Origin of the sequence: Sphingobacterium sp. UGAL515B_05 (genome assembly GCF_033097525.1) — a bacterium.
Classification (GTDB): Bacteria; Bacteroidota; Bacteroidia; order Sphingobacteriales; family Sphingobacteriaceae; genus Sphingobacterium.
Genome location: NZ_CP109907.1, coordinates 3,151,172 through 3,170,472, shown reverse-complemented (window position 1 = coordinate 3,170,472; position 19,301 = coordinate 3,151,172). Strand labels below are relative to the sequence as shown.

Sequence of the window (19,301 nt, the reverse complement as noted above, 5' to 3'; positions counted from 1 at the left end):
TGGGTAGAAGAGCGGTATTACCTCTTCTCAAATTTATATGCTAGAGTTGCCATAAAACTACGCGGTGGAATAGGATTCACACTATAGTTTTCATGGATATAATAGTTAAACGCGTTGGTGATATTGGATAATTTACCCAAAATACTCCAGTTTTTATAAGCATAACCAGCGGAGAAATCTATGGTTGTAAATGGACTAACGGAGATCAAACGATTAAGACCATCGCGTACGTTGATCTTTGTATTATTCCAACCTGCATTCCGTCGACCTGTATAAAATGCGGAAAAACCTAACTTCAGTCCCTTAACAGCCCCGTTTTGAATGGTATAAAACACGGTTCCATTAGCCGTATGTGCTGTAGTTCCTACCAAACGTACATTTTCTTCGTTTCCAGAGATTTCAGTCACTTTCTCCTTACCATCAACGATGGTTGTATAACTTGAAATTGGATTGGTTTCGGTATAACGCATATAATTGTAGGAATAACCGGCGATAACATTCAATCCTGGAAGTAAGGTTCCAGTAACATCAACTTCCAATCCGCTTGAAGCCGTCTTTCCAGAAAATTCTTTCATATTTGCATCGCTATTGCTTGTTCCATTCGGAAGTACCAATAATTGTTGGGCAAAGCGATTGTTGTTAATTCTATACCAAGCAACATTTGCGGATAACCTACCATTGAAAAAGTCATTTTTCACACCTGCTTCGTACTGATCGATGATGGAGGGAGCCAACGGTTGATAATTTACATCGTATCCCGAATTCGATGTAAAGTTATTTGCATAAGTAACATAGACACTTGATGAGCGGATCGGCTGATAGATCAATCCAAATTTAGGCGACCATGCTTTGTCGACTTTTGCTCCGATCGGATTTTTTTGACCATCTAGATTAATAATCTCTTCCGATTGATTCGTCGCATAAGTATACTTTTCTGAATTCGGTGTACGCTGATACGTGTAGCGAATACCTGCCAATACTTTAAATTGTTCAGTAACTTCTATTAAGTCCTGAAAAAACGCACCATAACGGAAGATATCTGTCGTTGTTTTCGTCAATAGATCCGCTTGTGGAATATCTGTCCGAAGTCCATTTCCCGAAACCAAATGCTGCGCAGTTTGCGAGGGATTAAAGACATAAATTGAATCGTATACGCCACCCACATTTTTAGATGCATCAATTTTATAGGCATACGCATTTGAATGCGATTGATCGGCATCTGCTCCCACCAAGATCTTATGCTTGATGGATCCTGTTTTTACAGTTCCGGTTAGATTCAATTGCTGATTGGCCGTAAACTCATTTGATTTGGACCGGGTTAAACTCCGCGGTGCAATTCCATTTTTATTTGCTTGAATCCGATCTGATCCATAATAATCACGGTCGTATGTTTGGTAACTTGCTATTGCGTTTAAATTCCATGAATCATTAAACTTATGGTTCAAATTGATCTGCCCGTTTGAGGTATTTGTTCTGTTGAAAGCAAAAGGCACATTCATAAAAGTGTTTCTGCCAACTTCATTATTCAACTTTCCATCCACAGTTCCCATTCCAAAGTCCGGAGTAAAATCACTTTTTAAGTAATCGAATGTAAAGTTGAGATCAGTTTTATCGGATATTTTATATAAAACAGAAGGATTTACATAAGTACGTTTTGATGTGACCTGATCCCTAAAGCTGCCCGCTTTTTCATAAGTTCCGATAACGCGGAATGCAACCTTATTGGAAATTGGGCCATATACATCTACTGTTGGTTTATAGAAGTCATAACTTCCTACGCGCATCGAAGCCTCGCCTCCATAATAAAATTTAGGCTTTTTCGTAACCAGATTTACAACGGCCCCACCAGATACACCCCCATATAACAAAGCAGAACTTCCTTTTAAAATCTCTACAGATTCCAAGGTGCTCGCCTCAATCGAACCTCCATTGTTGGTTCGTGCACCATTTTTAAATATATTATTCCCGCCTAAGCTATAGCCCCTTGCGTAAAAATTTTCGTTGACCCCACCGCGATTTGCTCCCATCGCGACACCGTTTGCATTTTTTAGCGCATCACTCAGGCGATTAACCTGTTGATCTGCAATAACCTGTTCGTTTATAATTTGTACACTCTGCGGCAAATCCCGATCAATAATACCTGCTTTACCGACATGGACTGTTTTACTGTTATGCGAGTTGTAACCTACCACTTCCACTTGTTCCAATTGAGATTCAGAAATATTCAAAGAAACATTAATGGCTGTTGCCTTTCCATTTTTAACCTCGATAGTACGCTCTTCAGCTCCATTTCCGATACTTTTGATCCGAATAGTATAGGTTCCATCTGGAAGATTAGAAAAATGGAAACTTCCATCACCGGAAGTCGAAGTAGACCTACCTAAAGAAACTATGGTTACTGTAGCCGATTCAATTGGTGCACCATCTTTGGTTTTAACACGGCCATGTATCCCTTTACTTTGCGCCGATGCATCCAAATGAATTGCTCCTACCAATCCCAGACTTAAAACAAGTCCCAGAAAAGTTCTTCTCATGTTAATAAAATGTGAGTTCGTAAAAATTATTTGTCGGCGCAAACATACGATATTATTTTATTGTTTAGAATAGTTTTAAATAAAAATAGCTTATAATTATAATATATGAATGATTCAACTTCGTAGCATCTATTATATATTGCAAGGATTCACTGTAACTATTTCTATTAATCGTAAGGATTTCCTTACATTTATGCCATAACTAACATCCTAACTAATCAATTCAATGAGAACGCCTAAGCTCCTACTCTCCGCTTTTATTTTTTTATTCTTTCCCACATTTTTGCTGGGTCAGCAAACACAGGTTGATCATGATCTCACAGCAATTATGCGTCGTTATAATGCTGTCGGGCTCAGTGTGGTCGTCGTCAAAAACAATAAAATTAAGTATCACAAAAATTATGGTTACAAAAACTTGGAAACCAAAACGGCCCTTGGAGAAAATGACCTCTTTAGAATTGCTTCTATTTCAAAGTCATTCACTGCAACATCATTAATGCAATTAATAGCAGATGGCCGATGCAAGTTAGACGACGACTTTGGGGATTTGATAGGTTTTCCAATCAGAAACCCCAATTATCCAGGAAAAAAGATAACACTCCGGATGATCCTTTCCCATACGTCCAGCGTCAATGATAAAAATGGTTACTTCAACCTTGATGTCATCAATCCATCCAAAAACCCAAATTGGAAAGATTCCTACAATCTTTATGAACCCGGCACACAATACCAATATTGTAATCTCAATTTTAATATGGCTGGTGCCGTTCTGGAGAAACTGACCAATACACGTGTCGACAGCTACATTGTTAACCATATCCTCAAACCGCTCAACCTATATGGTGGTTATTGTATCGACTCTTTGGACCAGAGAAGATTTGTACCGTTATATGCCTTTGATGAAAAGGGAAATCCTCATGAAGAGCCGAGTGCCTATAATCCACGTCGGGAAGAACTCAATCAATACATCCTGGGGTATAGCACTCCTGTGCTTTCTCCGACAGGTGGAATGAAAATATCTGCCTTAGATTTAGCCAGATACATGATGATGCACATGAACTACGGCCATAGTCAGGGAAAAAACATCATCAGTAAAAAATATGCGAAGATTATGCAGACAGCTGTAAATAAAGAATCAGGCTATGGGTTAGCGATTATGAACAATGCAAAAATTGTCCCCGGTGTTACGCTGACAGGACATACCGGTTCGGCATATGGACTGTATAGTGCTCTGTTTTTCAATCCAAAGAAAAAATATGGGTTTATTGTGATAACTAATGGCTGCAATATCCCCGATAGCGATGACTTCAACCCTTTGCTTAAAGACTGTATAGGAGCCTTGTACGATGCATATATCAAATAGGCAACAACTTACATCAAGTAAACAAAAGCGAACCCATAAACTATAACCTTGTCGCTAAGCTTTATGGGGAAACCAGAGGCCCTCGGATCGACTGGACAATAAACAAAATAAAAAAGCTGCAGATTTTGCAGCTTTTTTATTTTGTTATTTTTACTATTTCTTGTTTTCTACCCAGTTTACAATAGCCGGATCCAGCGGATTCGTCGCTGAACGGAAGCGATGTACAAGTTTACCGTTCTCATCGATCAAAAACTTTTCAAAGTTCCATTTGATTTCACCTTTAAAATCGGGGTTTTCCTGAGCGGTCAAATACTTAAACAGCGGTGATATTTGATCTCCTTTCACATCGACCTTTTCGGCCATTAGAAAATCAACACCATAATTTTGTTCACAAAACTCTTGAATCTGCGCATTTGAACCCGGTTCCTGTTGTCCAAAATTATTTGCCGGAAAGCCAATAATGACGAGCTTATCGCCAAAGGTTTTGTGCAATTCCTCCAGATCTTTGTACTGTTTTGTGAAACCACATTTTGAGGCAGTATTCACGATCAATATTTTCTTTCCCTTGAAATCGGACATTTTCACTTCTTGCCCATCAAGTGTCGTAAACTTAAAATCATAAAAATTGGGATTGCCAAATAACATTGACATATACACCATAATAGTTGCAATAATCATATCTAATTATTTTAAAGACTTAACAATGAATTACTCTCTCTTTCCAGTACCGCATCAAAAAGCTCGTTGATAGGAGATTTTAAAATGGTACCTACCTTTATCTGATGTGCTTCACAGACTTCCCGTAAAATTAAATCAAAACTATAAGCAATAGAGCCTACAAAGTGACAGGCATATTTATTATAGTCCGGATAGGTCAAAATCGAAGCTTGAACAAATTCTTCGAATCCACTCTTTACCAGATCAATAATAAACGGATGGGTAATATTATCGGACATGAACGGTGCAAACGATGCTAAGAAAGCATTTGGACGTTCTTTTTGATAAACATTTTTGATGACGATCTCTTTATTTATTCTGTATTTGTTCGCAAATTTTTCGTTCAGATCTTTCGGCATACGGCCATATAGAAAAAGTCTAACAAGATTTTTCCCAAAATATGCCCCCGATCCCTCATCACCTAATACATAGCCATTTCCATTATGCGATGGCATCAGCTCCTCTCCGTCAAAAAAACTCAAATCAGAACCTGTCCCTAATGTCGCTACATAACCTTTTTTATTACCACAGGTTGCTAAGGCACTACCAAAAAGATCATTCTCAACAGAAATGTAAGCATTTTCGAATAAGGGCGTCAATGCATTTGAAACCATTTCCCGACGATCAGGTGTAATGCATCCTGCACCAAAAAAATACAACTCCGTAACTTCATCGGCGTAGGGAATAATTTCGGGTATCTCCTTAATAACACGTGTGATTTCCTTTTCATTTACAAAAAAAGGATTGAGTCCATTTGTACTGAACGAGATAGGTGCACTATCTGGCAATTCCAACTTCCAATCCGACTTTGAAGAGCCGCTATCAACAACTAAGATCATACAAATTTTTGATTATTTTCCCCCTATAAACTACTGTATCAAACTTAGCAAAAATTCTGATAAAAAACAGATTTTTTGCTTCATCTCCCCAGTCCAATAAAAACCGGTATTTCATCCAAAGCAGCTATTATGCCTATCGATTAACACCTCATTTCTTAAATAAATTTATGTATATTGGAGGGTACTATTAGCTGCTTCCCGTCATTGTTCTTTTTCTACTGAAGGAGCAATGACGGAGCACGCTGATTCATAATTGTAGAACCAACAATCTATTTTTTTGTTTGGTTAAGCGTACGATACTTTTAATTTTGTAAGCTCATACTAAAATCATCTTTCATGGACAGTGACCATTTCAGTATACCCGAAATACATTTTGAGGTATCATTTTCAGAAGTACAAGCTCATTATATCGAAGTAAAAATGAGCATCGCAAAGCTCAACCAGCCTTATGTCGATCTAAAAATGCCGGTCTGGTCTCCTGGATCTTATTTAATTCGTGAATATGCTAAAAACGTAGAACGATTCCGATCATTTGACAAAACAGGAAATACAATTGCCTACCAGAAAATTTCAAAGAACACCTGGCGAATACCCACAGAATCTTTGGATCAGATCGAAGTCATCTACGCGGTATACGGTTTTGAAGTTTCTGTGCGTACCAACTTTTTCGATAGTGACCATGCTTTTATTGTGCCTACGGCAACTTTCTTTCATATCGACGGCCGCATAGACAATCCTTCGACAATCAGCATAGCATTAAAAGATTCTTGGGCAAGTATATCAACTGGACTCGAACAAATTGGAGAACGTAAGTTTTATGCGCCAAATTTTGACATATTATATGATACGCCCATCGAGGCTGGTAATCAGGATGTCTGGAAATTCCAGGCTGCCGGTGTCGAACATGAATGCGCCATGGTCGGAGGCGGAAGTTATGATAAAGAACGCTTAACGAAAGATATCACACGTATCGTCGAAGAGGAAACCCGCATCTGGGGTTCGAACCCCAATGAGCGATATGTCATTATTACCCACAACTACCAATCTGGAGGGGGAGGTCTAGAACATCTCAATTCAACAGTATTGGGAGCCTCGAGAAATGCCTATCTAAATGAGACAAGTTACAAAAACTATTTGAGTCTCGTTGCACATGAGTATTTTCACCTATGGAATGTGAAACGCTTACGTCCAAAAGCATTAGGACCGTTTAATTACGATGCCGAAAACTATACCACAGGCCTCTGGATCATGGAAGGATTCACTTCGTACTATGATAATTTAATTATTAAACGCTGTGGATTCTATGATGAAAAAGAGTACCTCGCTTTGTTAGCCAACGATTTCAACATTGTATTAAACCGCCCTGGGCATACGATACAGTCTGCAGCAGCCTCAAGCTTCGATACCTGGATTAAATATTATCGGCCTGATGAAAATTCGATAAATTCAGGAATTTCCTATTACAACAAAGGTGCAATGCTGACAGCATTGTTGGATATTAAAATTATTGCCGCTACAGAAGGTAGGCTAAAATTGGATGATGTTATCCGCGAGGCTTATGAGGAGTTCTACCTAAAACTTGATCGTGGATTTGAAGAAAACGAATTGAGAAGCCTTGCTGAACGTATCGCAGGCACTTCGCTGGACGATATTTTCGATGCTGCTCATCAGGACGGAGAACTGGAATACAACGATTATTTTAATCTAGTCGGTTATGAAATTGTTGATACCAATGTTGATAACAACACGTTGACACTAGGCATTACAACCAACAAAGTGGATGGGTTAATTTCGGTAGCGACAGTGGAAAAATATTCTGGTGCATATGATGCCGGATTAAGTGTAAAAGACGAACTGATTGCAATTAATAATAACAGGCTCGATGTTAAAGACAAGGAAATTGATTTCATTGTTCAACATGCCAAAGAGGGGGAAATATTAAACTTCCTGGTGGCACGAGATGGTTTAGTGCGGGAAATCCCTGTTCAAATCAAAAAGAGCAATAAAAAGATATACGAAATCCGTCCGCTCAAAGAACAAACTTTTCTACAGGAATTGCTAGGTAAAATCTGGATGGCTTAACACGGAAGTATTATCATTAAAAAAGAATAGCGGGAAATCCCGCTATTCTTTTTTTAAAATTTATATCTTACCGAAAAACCGATCGGATCAAATAATTTGATACTGGATTCGTTTAGAAAATCGAAATAAGGTTTTACATCCAATGAGATTTGAAACGGTGCCTGCGGAATATTATATTCAATACCTACGATACCGTCAATACTGAGATTAAGCTGTGAATCAAATGAATGACGCTGACCATCGATAATTTTGTCTTTCTCCTTATAGGAACCGATACTACCACCAAAACCATAATACCAATTAAACCCAGCAGTCAATGGTTTATAGATTTCATATAAGCCCACAACGCGGAAACGGCGAAAATCAGAATTACTCTGAATACTCATAATACCTTCCAATGCGTGGTCCGAGTTAAGCGTGTGACGATATGTAATTCCCTGAGCAGACCCGAATCGTCCACCAATAGCACCTCTATTGTCCAACTGAGCCATAGCTCTATTGGATAATGCTCCAAACATCAGCATTCCACCGACAGCCAAAAATATTTTTTTCATAAAAATCGTACGCTTTTTTTGCTTTACATTTTTCCAAACATAGATAAATTGCTTTTTATATGCAATATAATTGCAGTGCACATAAAAAACTATTTACCAGAACTTCCCTTACGAAGGACCTTTTCGATAGGGTAAATATCCATTACAGCTATAACGAAACAATGTTTAATTTGTTATGACAATAATCCCAAATTATCCAACTTTATTTCTGTATATTTAGGTCAATACAGCATGTAGTAGTAACCAAATAAACTCAAGTGATATGGGCAGAATTTTTGACTTTATAACCTTATATAAAGAAAAATACGCAAAGGACATCATGGTAGCTGGGCGAGATGGAAATGGCCAGTGGAAGACATATTCTACCAAAGAATACACCGACGCAATTGACACCTTAAGCAGGGCGTTACTGCAATTAGGCCTCAAAAAAGGTGATCGGGTAGGAATCATGTCCGGCAACAGACCCGAGTGGAATTTAGTTGATTTTGCCTGCAATCAAATCGGTCTCGCAACTGTCCCCCTCTATCCTACTTTATCCGCACAGGATCTTTCGTTTATTGTAAATGACTCGGATGTCAACGTACTATTTGTCAGCAACAGAGAATTGACGGACCGTATTGAACTAGCCATCAAAGAGCACGGTATACACCCACAACTGTATACATTTGATGCCATTGAGAATTATACGCAGCTGAAAACATTCATCGAAACAGCAAAAGATGACACAACTGACCTAGCTCCACTTCGAGAGGCTGTTACAGAAGAAGATCTATTAACACTGATCTACACTTCAGGTACCACAGGACGCCCTAAAGGTGTATACCTGTCCCACAAAAACGTATACAGCAACGTCTTGGCATGCAATCATCTCATCCGATCGGATTTCAAAACAGCACTAAGCTTTCTTCCGCTATGCCATATTTTTGAACGCATGGTGGTCTATATGTACTATTCAAAAGGAATCCAGATCTATTTTTCCGAGACCTTAGACAATGTTGTTGCCGATATCAACGATGTCAAACCGGATGTATTCACCACCGTACCCCGTGTCCTGGAGAAAGTATACGACAAGATTATTGAAAAAGGGAAAGCCTTAACTGGATTAAAAAAGAAAATTTTCTTCTGGGCTGTTGATCTTGGTTTGAAATTTCAAGAACCAGAGCATAATGGACCGCTTTATAAGCTCAAACTTGCGATCGCCAGAAAACTGATATTTTCGAAATGGCAAGAAGCTCTTGGCGGAAATATTAAGATCATTGTATCCGGTGGTGCAGCTCTTCAAGAGCGTTTAGCGCGAGTATTCTGGGCCGCTGGGCTTAAAGTACTTGAGGGGTACGGCCTGACTGAAACATCTCCGGTTATTGCTGTAAACTCCTACTTACCCAATGGGTTGAAATTTGGGACTGTAGGGAAACCTCTGAAAAACTTAGAAGTTAAAATTGCTTCAGATGGTGAGATTCTTGTCAAGGGCCCTAGTATCACGACAGGCTATTATAAAAATGAAGAAGCCACAAAAGAAGCTTTTGACGATAATGGTTTTTTCAAAACGGGCGATATTGGAGAAATTACATCCGATGGTTTCCTAAAAATAACCGATCGAAAAAAGGAAATGTTTAAGACCGCAGGTGGTAAATATATCGCTCCCCAATCCATTGAAAACAAACTCATGGAGTCTACATTAATCGGACAGGTCATGGTTTTTGGAGAAAATAGAAAATTTCCGGGAGCCTTGATTGTTCCTGCATTTGATGTGCTGTCCAAATGGGCAAACCAAAAAGGTATTACCAGCGGTTCAAACGAAGAAATAATCAAAAATCCGGAAGTAATCCAAAAATATCAAGAAGAAATTAACCGATTATCTACTAACTTTGGACATTGGGAAATTGTCAAGAAATTTATTCTTCTTCCAAAGGAATGGACAATCAACGACGGTCAATTGACGCCAAAATTGAGTCTAAAACGAAAAATTATTTTAAAAGAGAACGAAGGAGCAATCGACAAATTGTATCAGGAACAAAACCAGGAGTAACAATTTGCACGATTATTGGAGCTGATCATCTTATTATGAAGCACGTTACACTACGAGACTTATTTACACTCGCCTACTGGAAAAACATTTGGCATGTCTTAATTGATGCCTTTAATGGATTCAATGATGACAAATGTATGAAGAAGAGTGCTTCATTGGCTTATTATACCGTCTTCTCCATCGGCCCACTTCTTATGATTGTTATCTGGTGTATTGGATTTTTCTATGGAGAACATCTTCAAAGTGGATCTTCAGCGCAGGATCAGGTGCTGGAGGAAGTCATGGTTCTTTTTGGTCAGGATGTGACCACACAGATCCAGTCCTATCTTCAGAAGATAACTTTCGAGAATAAATCTAATATGGGGATCATGATAGGTATCGTTACATTGATTCTATCCTCAACAACCTTATTCGTTGATATACAGGACTCAATAAACAATATCTGGAAAGTAAAACCGAAACCGAAAAAGGGATGGCTAAAATTAATCATCAACAGGCTGATTTCTTTTTCCATCGTCATCGCCCTTGGTTTTTTACTAATTGCCTCACTCATGATCAACGGAGTTATCGTTGCCGTGACCAATTTAGTCATGACTTATTTTCCTTTTATTCCGATTGCACTCATTTCATGGGTGAATACAGGTATCACATTTTCGGTCATTGTCATTTTATTTGGCTTTATCTTTTCCTTCCTTCCGGATGCGAAAGTAAAATTCAGGGACATGCTTGGTGGAGCTATCTTTACAGGCTTACTTTTTATGTTAGGCCGGTACGGCATTTCAATCTATCTGAATCTTTCCTCCACAGCAAGCTTTTACGGAGCTGCGGGATCAATCATCGTCATGTTATTATGGATTTACTATTCGGCTGCAATACTGTACTTTGGAGCAGAATTCACCAAATTTTATGCAATCAAATTTGGTGCAGGCATTATTCCGTCCACATTTGCAGTAGCGGTTGAACAAACGGAAAAAGTTAAAAAAACAGGCAGCGACGCCGAAGCGCATGTTGGAGACACCATTCAGGTCTTAAAATAAGCCGTCTATTTTTTCTCTTTTTTACCGCTAATGGAACCATCGATGCCAATGACATTGATGACTTTATCCCCAATTTGTGTAATATCGGATTTCAATCCCACCATAACGGTAAAAATATTCACAGGAGTATCCTGTATCTTCCTAAAATTATGGAGATAACCAAGCTCAAGTCCTAAAAAGAAGCCGTTAAATTTATAATCTGCCCCAGCACCTATTTTGCTGGAGAAATTCAGGTGATTTATATTTTCCATCTTAATAAGCTTTTGGTCCGCGAGTACATTTGCCCTTGGCTCACTCGTCAATCCTACACCAGGCCCCACAAAACCATAGATATTCAATAATCGCATCTGCTTCCTAATGCCCCCCGAAAATGAAAGGGTATAGAAATTGGTATTTGCATCTTCGATACGATACTCAAAATTCGGATCGACCAATCGCTGCTTATACTTGAATGAAAGTGTATAAAGTGTGGGGGATACGAAAAACATTGGATTTTTCAGGGAGATATCCAAACCAATACTACCAGAAAACTTTGGCGAAAGTATATCTTTGGTTTTTCCGATCGGAAAGCCCATTCCCGTTGTACCCCAATAGTAAACTTTTCGATAATGTATCGTATCAACACCGCCCTGAGCCCGCGCGAAAGTCCAACACAAAGAAAAAAGAAGAAAAGTAAAAAAGAATTGTTTCATTTGAATGCGTTCAATATTGAATAACAACAATATTAAACGCATTTTGTTCGAAAAACCGTCAGGCTACAGGTAACTTTTTGATTGTGGTCCTTGATTGAATAACAAATCGATGATGCTTAAATCGGGGTAAAATCCATTTTTATCAGAAAAAACCTGATAATATTCTTTTGGATCACGCAGTATACTTTCTTTTTTAGGATGGATCAGGTTACGGAAATCGATCATTTCCGAAGGCGCAGGCACATACTCTTCTGTAAACCCTACTGTTCGTTTAAGTTTGATCGATTTTAGAATGAGTTCTAATTGAGCAACATTAAAATCTACCAAATACGCAAACTTTTCCTCATAGAAACGTATAAAATCATCTTCATAATATTCAAAATATGCAGAGCTACGGTAAGCTGTCTGGATACTTAGCCAATGTAAACGCTGCCAGTCAAACTCATAACTTATCCGAATATCTTTCATAGGAACACGTTCTTTATTGCCATGTTGAATGGGTACAATCAAATCCTGTACACCATTTGCTGAAGCAATGCGGGCCCGCGTACGATAACTCTGCTTTTGAAAATGCTCATATTTCTCGATGACCAAAGGAAGATTATGCTCTTGTATCGTATGAAAATAGGATATTGGTGGAAGATAACATGCCGGAAGTAATAACTGCGATTCCATAAAAACTGATGATTTTTGTTATAAGTGACGCAAAAATAACTTAAATTAAGGATATTTGTAAAGAACACTGGGAATTTTAGCTATAGCATGAAACAAAAAGCGTTAAACGCATTAATCTATATCATCTCTCTTCTCCCCTATTGGTTTCTATATTTGATCTCCGATGGGCTTTATTACATACTCTACTATATTATTGGATATAGGAAGAATATTGTATTTCAGAACTTAAAGAATGCTTTTCCAGAAAAAACGGATAAAGAACGTCTGGTGATTGCCAAAAAGTTTTATCGTTTTTTCCCCGATCTCCTTGTCGAATCGATCAAATTGAAAACGATTACCGCTGAGGAAGTAAAGAAAAAGATGACTTTGGAAGATGTAGAAGAATTGACGAAACACCTCGAAGCGGGCAAAAACGTAATCGGTGTGACCTCACATTATGCCAATTGGGAGCTGGGTATTCACCGTTTGAGCTTAATCACAAACTTCCCTACGCTGATTGTATACAAACCACTCAATAATAAAGATATTGATACAGTATACAATGATATGCGAGGAAGGTTTGGCGCCGAAATGGTACCAATGAAACAAATACTCCGTCATATCGTAAAGTTGAAAGGCCAGCCCAATATCAGTATACTCGTTGCCGATCAAACACCGCTGTATTCAGATTCCGATTATTTTATTAATTGGCTAAATCAGGAAACATTGGTCTATACAGGAGCTGAAAGACTTTCTAGAATAAGTAAAGCGCCTGTGGTCTATTGCTATATCGGAAGAAAGCCCAAAAGAGGGCAATATTTCTGTAAATTTGTTACTTTAATCGAAGATCCAAGTGGCTTTGGAGAACATGAAATTACCGATATACACAATCAATTTGCTGAACAGCTTATTCGTGAAAACCCAGAATATTGGTTATGGTCACATAATCGCTGGAAAAGAAAACGTAGAAAATGAGTAAATTACCAAAAGTAGCTGTCGTTATCCTCAATTGGAATGGCCGATTTTTCCTGGAAAAATTTTTACCATCCGTATATAACAGTTCGTATCCGAATGTCGAATTTGTCATTGGAGACAATGCCTCCGATGATGATTCAATTTCATTTGTGAAACAGTACTATCCGACGATTACTATCCTTGAAAATGACAAAAACTATGGCTTCGCAGGAGGTTATAACAAAATACTGCAGCGTGTAGATGCTGATTACTATGTACTCCTCAATTCGGATGTTGAAGTGAGCCAAAACTGGATTGAGCCAGTGATTGAATACTTGGAAAGAAACCCTTCCCTGGCAGCAGCACAGCCCAAAATACGCTCATTTCATGACAAGCAGAAGTTCGAACATGCCGGAGCGGCGGGTGGCTATCTGGATTACTTTGGCTTTCCTTTCTGTAAAGGCAGAATACTACATGAAGTAGAAGATGATGCGGGACAGTACGATAATGAATCCGAGATTTTCTGGGCATCTGGAGCTGCACTTTTTATTCGCTCTGACGCGTGGAAGGAGGCAGATGGCCTTGACGAAGATTTCTTTGCTCATATGGAGGAAATCGATCTATGTTGGCGATTAAAGAAAATGGGCTATGGCATAGGCTATTGTCCTAAATCTATTGTGTATCATGTTGGTGGAGGAACCCTCAATGCAAGTAATCCCAAAAAGACTTACCTCAATTTTAGGAATAACATGGTCATGCTGCAAAAAAACCTACCGCTGGGCAAAGCCATATGGGTCATTTTCATCAGGCTTTGGTTTGACTTTGCAGCCCTTGCTAAGTTTCTGATCGACAGGAAACCCAAGGATGCCTGGGCAATCAGTCGTGCACATCAGTATTTCTTCTTGAATATTTTCAAAAATGCTAAAAAACGAAAAAAATACAAGGTGAAAGAAAATACAAAAGGGCAGTACAAAAAATCGATTATCATTGATTTTTACACAAATAACAAACATAAATTTTCTCAGCTAAATCCAGAGGATTTCAAATAGCGTATTATTTCCCTGTAACATAAAATGCAGAAAAACGCATTTTCAAAATAAAGCAGTCATTACGACAAGATTCTTTATTTATTTTATTTAAACGTACTTTTTATTTGTAATTTTGCAAAATGTTGGTGATGGATATTGAAAAAAAGATAAAAGACTTAACGGCAGAGCTCAACCATTATAACTATCAATACTATGTATTGGCGAACAGTGTTATTTCGGACTACGACTTCGACCTTAAATTAAAGGAACTCGAAGCGCTGGAAGCTCAATATCCCAACTTTGCCGACCCCAACTCCCCTACACAGCGTGTTGGGGGAGACATTACCTCCCGATTTCAAACGGAAAAGCACCGCTGGCCAATGCTTTCATTGGGCAACACATACAATCAGGAGGAGTTACTTGATTTCGACCAGCGAATCCGCAAAATCATCGGCGATCAGTTCGAATATGTTTGTGAATTAAAATTTGACGGTTTATCCATCAGCTTGACTTATGAAAATGGCCTACTAAGTAAAGCCGTTACACGCGGTGATGGTACACAAGGCGATGTTGTCACAAACAATGTTAAAACCATTCGTTCTATCCCGATCAAACTCAAAGAAGGAGATTATCCAGATCAATTCGAAATACGAGGTGAAATATTTATGCACAAATCAGCTTTTCTCCGCCTGAATAAGGAACGAGCCGATAATGAGGAGCAAACCTATGCCAACCCAAGAAATTTCGCATCTGGAACCATCAAACTCCAAGATTCAGCTGAAGTTGCAAAACGCCCATTGGACTGTTTCCTTTACTTTTTGTACTGCGACAACAGAACAAATCTATTTCACGACCATTGGAATAGCTTAAACCATGTCAAAGACTGGGGATTTCACGTCAGCGAGCATAGCAGAAAATGCAGCACGTTAACCGATGTTTTTGCATTTATTGACTACTGGGATGTCGAACGTCATAACCTAGGTTATGAAATTGATGGAATTGTTATTAAAGTAAATGATTACGCACAGCAGGAGGAACTTGGCTTTACTGCCAAAAATCCACGTTGGGCAATATCCTATAAATTCAAAGCAGAGCGTGTAGAAACCACATTGAACTCGATTAGTTATCAAGTTGGACGTACCGGTGCTGTTACACCTGTTGCCAATCTTCAACCTGTACAACTGGCAGGCACAACGGTAAAACGCGCTTCCTTACACAATGCGAATGAAATTGCACGTCTCGACTTACACGAAGATGACACTGTCTTTGTAGAAAAAGGGGGCGAAATTATACCTAAAATAATTGGGGTAAATCTCGAGAAAAGATTAGCAGGATCAACAAGTTTTGTCTACCCCACATCTTGTCCGGAATGCGACACAGTACTCATACGACAAGAAGGCGAAGCCGTACACTACTGCCCTAATGAAACGGGATGCCCACCACAAATTGTTGGCAAAATGCAGCATTTTATCGGACGAAAAATGATGGACATCGAAGGAATGGGAGACGAGACCGTGGATACTTTCTTCAAGAAAGGTTTGTTACGCAATATCGTTGACATCTATGGCCTAAAAGACCATCAAGATGACCTGCAACAACTGGAACGTTTCGGTCAAAAATCAATCGATAACATGCTAAACGGCATCGAAAAATCCAAAGAAAAACCTTTTGAAAAAGTTTTATTTTCGCTTGGAATACGTCATGTCGGCGAGACGATTGCAAAAAAATTAGCCCAGCATTTCAAAAATATTGATGCACTCGCGCAAGCCTCGACAGAGGAAATCGAAGGAGTACAAGATATTGGACGCCGTATTGCGGAGAGTGTCAAAGAATACTTAGACAATCCAATTCATCAACAACAGATTGTTGCACTGAGAAATTATGGCTTAAATTTCGAAATTGAGGAAAAGGAGATTATCCTTGCGAGCAATTCACTTGAAGGGAAAACCTTCCTGATTTCCGGTGTATTTGCAGACCATTCACGTGAAGAGCTTGCAGCAGTAATTGAAAGCAATGGCGGAAAGATGTTATCTTCCATTTCTGCCAAATTAAGCTACCTCGTAGCGGGAGATAAAATGGGACCGTCCAAACTAGCGAAAGCAGAAAAATTAGGTATCCCGATGATTAATGATCAAGAACTATTTGAACTCATTAATCCCAAGTAAGTTTTTTTAATTAAATTTATATAAATACAAAAACAAGATGAACGAGCTTCACGGCGCAGGAGTAGCATTAGTCACTCCTTTTAACTCAGATGAATCTGTTGATTTCGAAGCATTAGGTCAGCTAATTGACTTGCAAATCAACGAAGGTATGGATTATTTGGTTTCTTTAGGTACAACTGGAGAAGTTGCCACTTTAACCAATGATGAACGAAAGCGTATCTGGGATTTTACTGTCAAGCGCGTGAACGGTAGACTTCCTTTGGTTGCTGGAATTGGTGGTAATAATACGGCCGAAATTGTGGAACAAATTAAAAACTTTGATCCAACAGGCTTCTGTGCAATTTTATCCGTATCTCCTTATTATAACAAACCAACACAAGAAGGCATTTACCAGCATTACAAGGCTGTTTCAAAGGCCTCTCCACTTCCGGTTATTTTATACAATGTGCCTGGGCGTACAGGCAGCAATATATCAGCACAGACAACATTACGACTAGCCAATGATTTTTCCAATATCGTAGCCATCAAAGAAGCTTCTGGAAATTTTGCGCAATTCAGCGAAATTCTAAGGGATAAACCTACGGGATTTCTATTGATCTCTGGAGATGATCCGGTTACCTTGCCGATGATGTCTCTTGGAGCTGCTGGTATCATTTCAGTGATTGGAAACGCATTACCGAAAAAGGTCGCCACATTAGCTAAGTTATGCGCTGAAGGCAATTATGCGGAAGCTAGATCGATCCATAATGAACTCCTTGACATTACAGATCTGTGTTTTATTGAAGGAAACCCTGCTGGTGTAAAATATATTCTACAGGAATTGGGGATCGGAAAAGATCAATTACGACTTCCTTTAGTCCCTGTTAGCGAGAAAATACAGGCAGCTATCAAAGAAGAATTAAAGAAATTGAACTAAAATATAGCCACGTTCGGTTGAGAAAAGTTTAGATCCCTCCAAAGGATCTAAACTTTTTTATTTCAAAGCTTTGCAACATAACAATATAATAACTACCTTTGCACTTCCACAAAAGTGGAATTTTAAATAACAAAATTAATTAACACAATGCAACAGTACGAATCTGTAATCGTTCTTACCCCGTTGCTTTCTGATGATGCTGCGAAAGAAGTAATCGCAAAATTCAAAAACATCTTAACAGAAGGCGGAGCCGAGATTGTCGCTGAAGACAATTGGGGTTTGAAAAAATTAGCGTATCCAATCCAGAAAAAAACTACTGGATTTTATCACTTAACTGAATTCAAGGCTCCAGGTGAATTAATCAATAAATTAGAGGTTGAATACAAACGTGATGAGCGCATTATGCGTTTCTTGACTGTAAGCTTAGACAAACATGCTAAAGCATACAACGAGAAAAAACGTAGCGGTGCATTCAACAAAAAAGCTGAAACTAAAACTGAGGAGGGCGCAAACTAATGGCTAACGAAAATATCCAATACGTAACTGCTCCTAAAGTAGAGGACAACCGTAAAAAATACTGTCGTTTCAAAAAGAATGGTATCAAATATATCGATTATAAAGATGCTAACTTCTTGATGAAATTTGTAAATGATCAAGGTAAAATCTTACCTCGTCGTTTAACTGGTACATCTTTGAAATTTCAACGTAAAGTAGCTCAAGCTGTTAAACGTGCTCGTCACATCGGCTTATTACCTTACTTAGCTGATGCAATTAAATAAGGAGGACGATAGAAAATGGAAGTAATTTTAAAACAAGATATCAAAGGCTTAGGTGAGCAAAACGATATCGTTAATGTAAAGCCAGGTTTCGGTCGTAACTACTTAATCCCGCAAGGATTTGCTATCCAAGCGACTGAATCTGCAAAGAAAGTTTTAGCTGAGAACATCAAACAAGCTCAGTTCAAACAAGAAAAAATCAAAAAAGACGCTACTGAATTAGCGGGTAAATTGGAAGCTATCAAACTTTCAATCGGTGCTAAAGCAGGTGAATCTGGTAAAATCTTTGGTAAAGTAAACAGCATTCAAATTGCTGATGCGTTGAAAGCAAAAGGTTTTGATGTAGATCGTCGTCGTATCACTTTCGAAGTAGAACCTAAAGAACTAGGTGAATACATCGCAAACTTAAACTTACACAAAGAAGTGAAAGTTCAAGTTCCTTTCGAAGTAATTGCTGAATAATTCAGTTTATTTAGTCAATAATAAAAAGCGGCTATCCTTTCGGATAGCCGCTTTTGTTTTTACCCATACTTTAGCCAAAAAAAACTCGCGTTACGGAGAGCAACGCGAGGCATAATCTAGGGTATTTGAAAGGGAAAATCTTTGTCAATTTCTATTTTTTTCAAAAAAAACAACTCCTAAATCATCGAGTCAAAAAAAAATAACATCAAAATCAAAAAATCGAAACAAATTCTTTTCGAAAACCAATTTCAATACTCAAAAGAAGTAAAAAATATTGATTTATGCAAATAAAAATGATTTTTTATCAAAAAATAAGCATACACACATAAAAAATAACAACAAAATCATAATAAAACACAAAAACACTAAAAATACAGCAAATTACAACACTAAAAAACAAAATAAATACACAAAATGCACCAAAAACAAAAAAAAATATAGACAAAAACAATTAAAAATCAAGATAAAATCAAAAAAACTAAATTTTAAAAGCAAAAAA

Annotated in this window: 17 protein-coding genes; 11 read left to right on the top strand and 6 right to left on the bottom strand. The window is 38.2% G+C overall.

The window, feature by feature from the left end; all coding sequences use genetic code 11:
- Positions 1 to 17: 17 nt before the first annotated feature.
- Positions 18 to 2,534, bottom strand: a complete 2,517-nt coding sequence (locus tag OK025_RS12845; protein ID WP_317669740.1) for a TonB-dependent receptor — start codon at positions 2,532 to 2,534, stop codon at positions 18 to 20.
- A 226-nt stretch (positions 2,535 to 2,760) separates the two neighbouring features.
- On the opposite strand from OK025_RS12845, the gene OK025_RS12840 reads away from it, so the two are divergent.
- Positions 2,761 to 3,897, top strand: a complete 1,137-nt coding sequence (locus OK025_RS12840; RefSeq protein ID WP_317669739.1) for a serine hydrolase — start codon at positions 2,761 to 2,763, stop codon at positions 3,895 to 3,897.
- Positions 3,898 to 4,050: 153 nt separating this feature from the next.
- Here the strand turns inward: OK025_RS12840 and OK025_RS12835 are convergent, their stop codons facing one another.
- Entirely contained in the window at positions 4,051 to 4,575 is a 525-nt protein-coding gene (locus tag OK025_RS12835) for a glutathione peroxidase (protein WP_075993996.1), read from the bottom strand.
- Positions 4,576 to 4,586: 11 nt separating this feature from the next.
- Positions 4,587 to 5,453 carry an N-acetylglucosamine kinase gene (locus OK025_RS12830; RefSeq protein ID WP_201667347.1) on the bottom strand — a complete coding sequence of 289 codons (867 nt, stop codon included), beginning with the start codon at positions 5,451 to 5,453 and terminating at the stop codon, positions 4,587 to 4,589.
- 336 nt (positions 5,454 to 5,789) lie between these two features.
- Here OK025_RS12830 and OK025_RS12825 point away from each other — a divergent pair, with 336 nt between their 5' ends.
- Positions 5,790 to 7,535 (top strand): peptidase M61, encoded by a 1,746-nt coding sequence (locus OK025_RS12825; protein WP_317669738.1) that lies wholly within the window; start codon positions 5,790 to 5,792, stop codon positions 7,533 to 7,535.
- Positions 7,536 to 7,588: 53 nt separating this feature from the next.
- Here the strand turns inward: OK025_RS12825 and OK025_RS12820 are convergent, their stop codons facing one another.
- Complete coding sequence (locus tag OK025_RS12820; RefSeq protein WP_120333413.1) at positions 7,589 to 8,089, bottom strand: hypothetical protein; 501 nt, start codon at positions 8,087 to 8,089, stop codon at positions 7,589 to 7,591.
- Between the two features lie 262 nt (positions 8,090 to 8,351).
- On the opposite strand from OK025_RS12820, the gene OK025_RS12815 reads away from it, so the two are divergent.
- On the top strand, positions 8,352 to 10,118 hold the full coding sequence (locus tag OK025_RS12815) for a long-chain fatty acid--CoA ligase (RefSeq protein WP_317669737.1): 1,767 nt from the start codon (positions 8,352 to 8,354) through the stop codon (positions 10,116 to 10,118).
- A gap of 35 nt (positions 10,119 to 10,153) precedes the next feature.
- Complete coding sequence (locus tag OK025_RS12810; protein ID WP_317669736.1) at positions 10,154 to 11,155, top strand: YihY/virulence factor BrkB family protein; 1,002 nt, start codon at positions 10,154 to 10,156, stop codon at positions 11,153 to 11,155.
- A 5-nt stretch (positions 11,156 to 11,160) separates the two neighbouring features.
- Here the strand turns inward: OK025_RS12810 and OK025_RS12805 are convergent, their stop codons facing one another.
- Entirely contained in the window at positions 11,161 to 11,847 is a 687-nt protein-coding gene (locus tag OK025_RS12805; protein WP_317669735.1) for a hypothetical protein, read from the bottom strand.
- 63 nt (positions 11,848 to 11,910) lie between these two features.
- Positions 11,911 to 12,522 carry a WbqC family protein gene (locus tag OK025_RS12800; protein WP_317669734.1) on the bottom strand — a complete coding sequence of 204 codons (612 nt, stop codon included), beginning with the start codon at positions 12,520 to 12,522 and terminating at the stop codon, positions 11,911 to 11,913.
- Between the two features lie 87 nt (positions 12,523 to 12,609).
- Here OK025_RS12800 and OK025_RS12795 point away from each other — a divergent pair, with 87 nt between their 5' ends.
- The 7 genes from OK025_RS12795 to rplI all read left to right on the top strand — a co-directional run bounded on the left by OK025_RS12795 (position 12,610) and on the right by rplI (position 18,802).
- Complete coding sequence (locus OK025_RS12795; protein ID WP_120333360.1) at positions 12,610 to 13,476, top strand: lysophospholipid acyltransferase family protein; 867 nt, start codon at positions 12,610 to 12,612, stop codon at positions 13,474 to 13,476.
- Complete coding sequence (locus OK025_RS12790) at positions 13,473 to 14,504, top strand: glycosyltransferase family 2 protein (protein WP_317669733.1); 1,032 nt, start codon at positions 13,473 to 13,475, stop codon at positions 14,502 to 14,504. Before OK025_RS12795 ends, OK025_RS12790 begins: the two co-directional genes overlap by 4 nt.
- Before the next feature lie 119 nt (positions 14,505 to 14,623).
- Entirely contained in the window at positions 14,624 to 16,648 is a 2,025-nt protein-coding gene (gene ligA / locus OK025_RS12785; protein ID WP_075994005.1) for an NAD-dependent DNA ligase LigA, read from the top strand.
- Positions 16,649 to 16,685: 37 nt separating this feature from the next.
- The gene (gene dapA, locus OK025_RS12780) at positions 16,686 to 17,564 is read left to right on the top strand and encodes a 4-hydroxy-tetrahydrodipicolinate synthase (protein ID WP_317669732.1); all 879 of its coding nucleotides are present in this window, start codon (positions 16,686 to 16,688) and stop codon (positions 17,562 to 17,564) included.
- A gap of 147 nt (positions 17,565 to 17,711) precedes the next feature.
- Entirely contained in the window at positions 17,712 to 18,080 is a 369-nt protein-coding gene (rpsF, locus tag OK025_RS12775) for a 30S ribosomal protein S6 (protein WP_046671750.1), read from the top strand.
- Positions 18,080 to 18,343, top strand: coding sequence for a 30S ribosomal protein S18 (gene rpsR / locus OK025_RS12770; RefSeq protein ID WP_028071347.1), 264 nt, complete (start codon positions 18,080 to 18,082; stop codon positions 18,341 to 18,343). Before rpsF ends, rpsR begins: the two co-directional genes overlap by 1 nt.
- A 15-nt stretch (positions 18,344 to 18,358) precedes the next feature.
- The gene (gene rplI, locus OK025_RS12765) at positions 18,359 to 18,802 is read left to right on the top strand and encodes a 50S ribosomal protein L9 (RefSeq protein WP_046671751.1); all 444 of its coding nucleotides are present in this window, start codon (positions 18,359 to 18,361) and stop codon (positions 18,800 to 18,802) included.
- Positions 18,803 to 19,301: the final 499 nt, after the last annotated feature.

Excerpts from the sequence above, each read along its gene's own strand:
- OK025_RS12790 (WP_317669733.1), top strand. The coding sequence starts at position 13,473 with ATGAGTAAATTACCAAAAGTAGCTGTCGTTATCCTCAATTGGAATGGC.
- OK025_RS12810 (WP_317669736.1), top strand. The coding sequence starts at position 10,154 with ATGAAGCACGTTACACTACGAGACTTATTTACACTCGCCTACTGGAAA.
- ligA (WP_075994005.1), top strand. The coding sequence starts at position 14,624 with ATGTTGGTGATGGATATTGAAAAAAAGATAAAAGACTTAACGGCAGAG.
- OK025_RS12805 (WP_317669735.1), bottom strand. The coding sequence starts at position 11,847 with ATGAAACAATTCTTTTTTACTTTTCTTCTTTTTTCTTTGTGTTGGACT.
- OK025_RS12820 (WP_120333413.1), bottom strand. The coding sequence starts at position 8,089 with ATGAAAAAAATATTTTTGGCTGTCGGTGGAATGCTGATGTTTGGAGCA.
- OK025_RS12835 (WP_075993996.1), bottom strand. The coding sequence starts at position 4,575 with ATGATTATTGCAACTATTATGGTGTATATGTCAATGTTATTTGGCAAT.
- dapA (WP_317669732.1), top strand. The coding sequence starts at position 16,686 with ATGAACGAGCTTCACGGCGCAGGAGTAGCATTAGTCACTCCTTTTAAC.
- OK025_RS12825 (WP_317669738.1), top strand. The coding sequence starts at position 5,790 with ATGGACAGTGACCATTTCAGTATACCCGAAATACATTTTGAGGTATCA.
- OK025_RS12840 (WP_317669739.1), top strand. The coding sequence starts at position 2,761 with ATGAGAACGCCTAAGCTCCTACTCTCCGCTTTTATTTTTTTATTCTTT.
- OK025_RS12795 (WP_120333360.1), top strand. The coding sequence starts at position 12,610 with ATGAAACAAAAAGCGTTAAACGCATTAATCTATATCATCTCTCTTCTC.
- rpsR (WP_028071347.1), top strand. The coding sequence starts at position 18,080 with ATGGCTAACGAAAATATCCAATACGTAACTGCTCCTAAAGTAGAGGAC.
- rpsF (WP_046671750.1), top strand. The coding sequence starts at position 17,712 with ATGCAACAGTACGAATCTGTAATCGTTCTTACCCCGTTGCTTTCTGAT.
- OK025_RS12815 (WP_317669737.1), top strand. The coding sequence starts at position 8,352 with ATGGGCAGAATTTTTGACTTTATAACCTTATATAAAGAAAAATACGCA.
- rplI (WP_046671751.1), top strand. The coding sequence starts at position 18,359 with ATGGAAGTAATTTTAAAACAAGATATCAAAGGCTTAGGTGAGCAAAAC.
- OK025_RS12800 (WP_317669734.1), bottom strand. The coding sequence starts at position 12,522 with ATGGAATCGCAGTTATTACTTCCGGCATGTTATCTTCCACCAATATCC.
- OK025_RS12845 (WP_317669740.1), bottom strand. The coding sequence starts at position 2,534 with ATGAGAAGAACTTTTCTGGGACTTGTTTTAAGTCTGGGATTGGTAGGA.
- OK025_RS12830 (WP_201667347.1), bottom strand. The coding sequence starts at position 5,453 with ATGATCTTAGTTGTTGATAGCGGCTCTTCAAAGTCGGATTGGAAGTTG.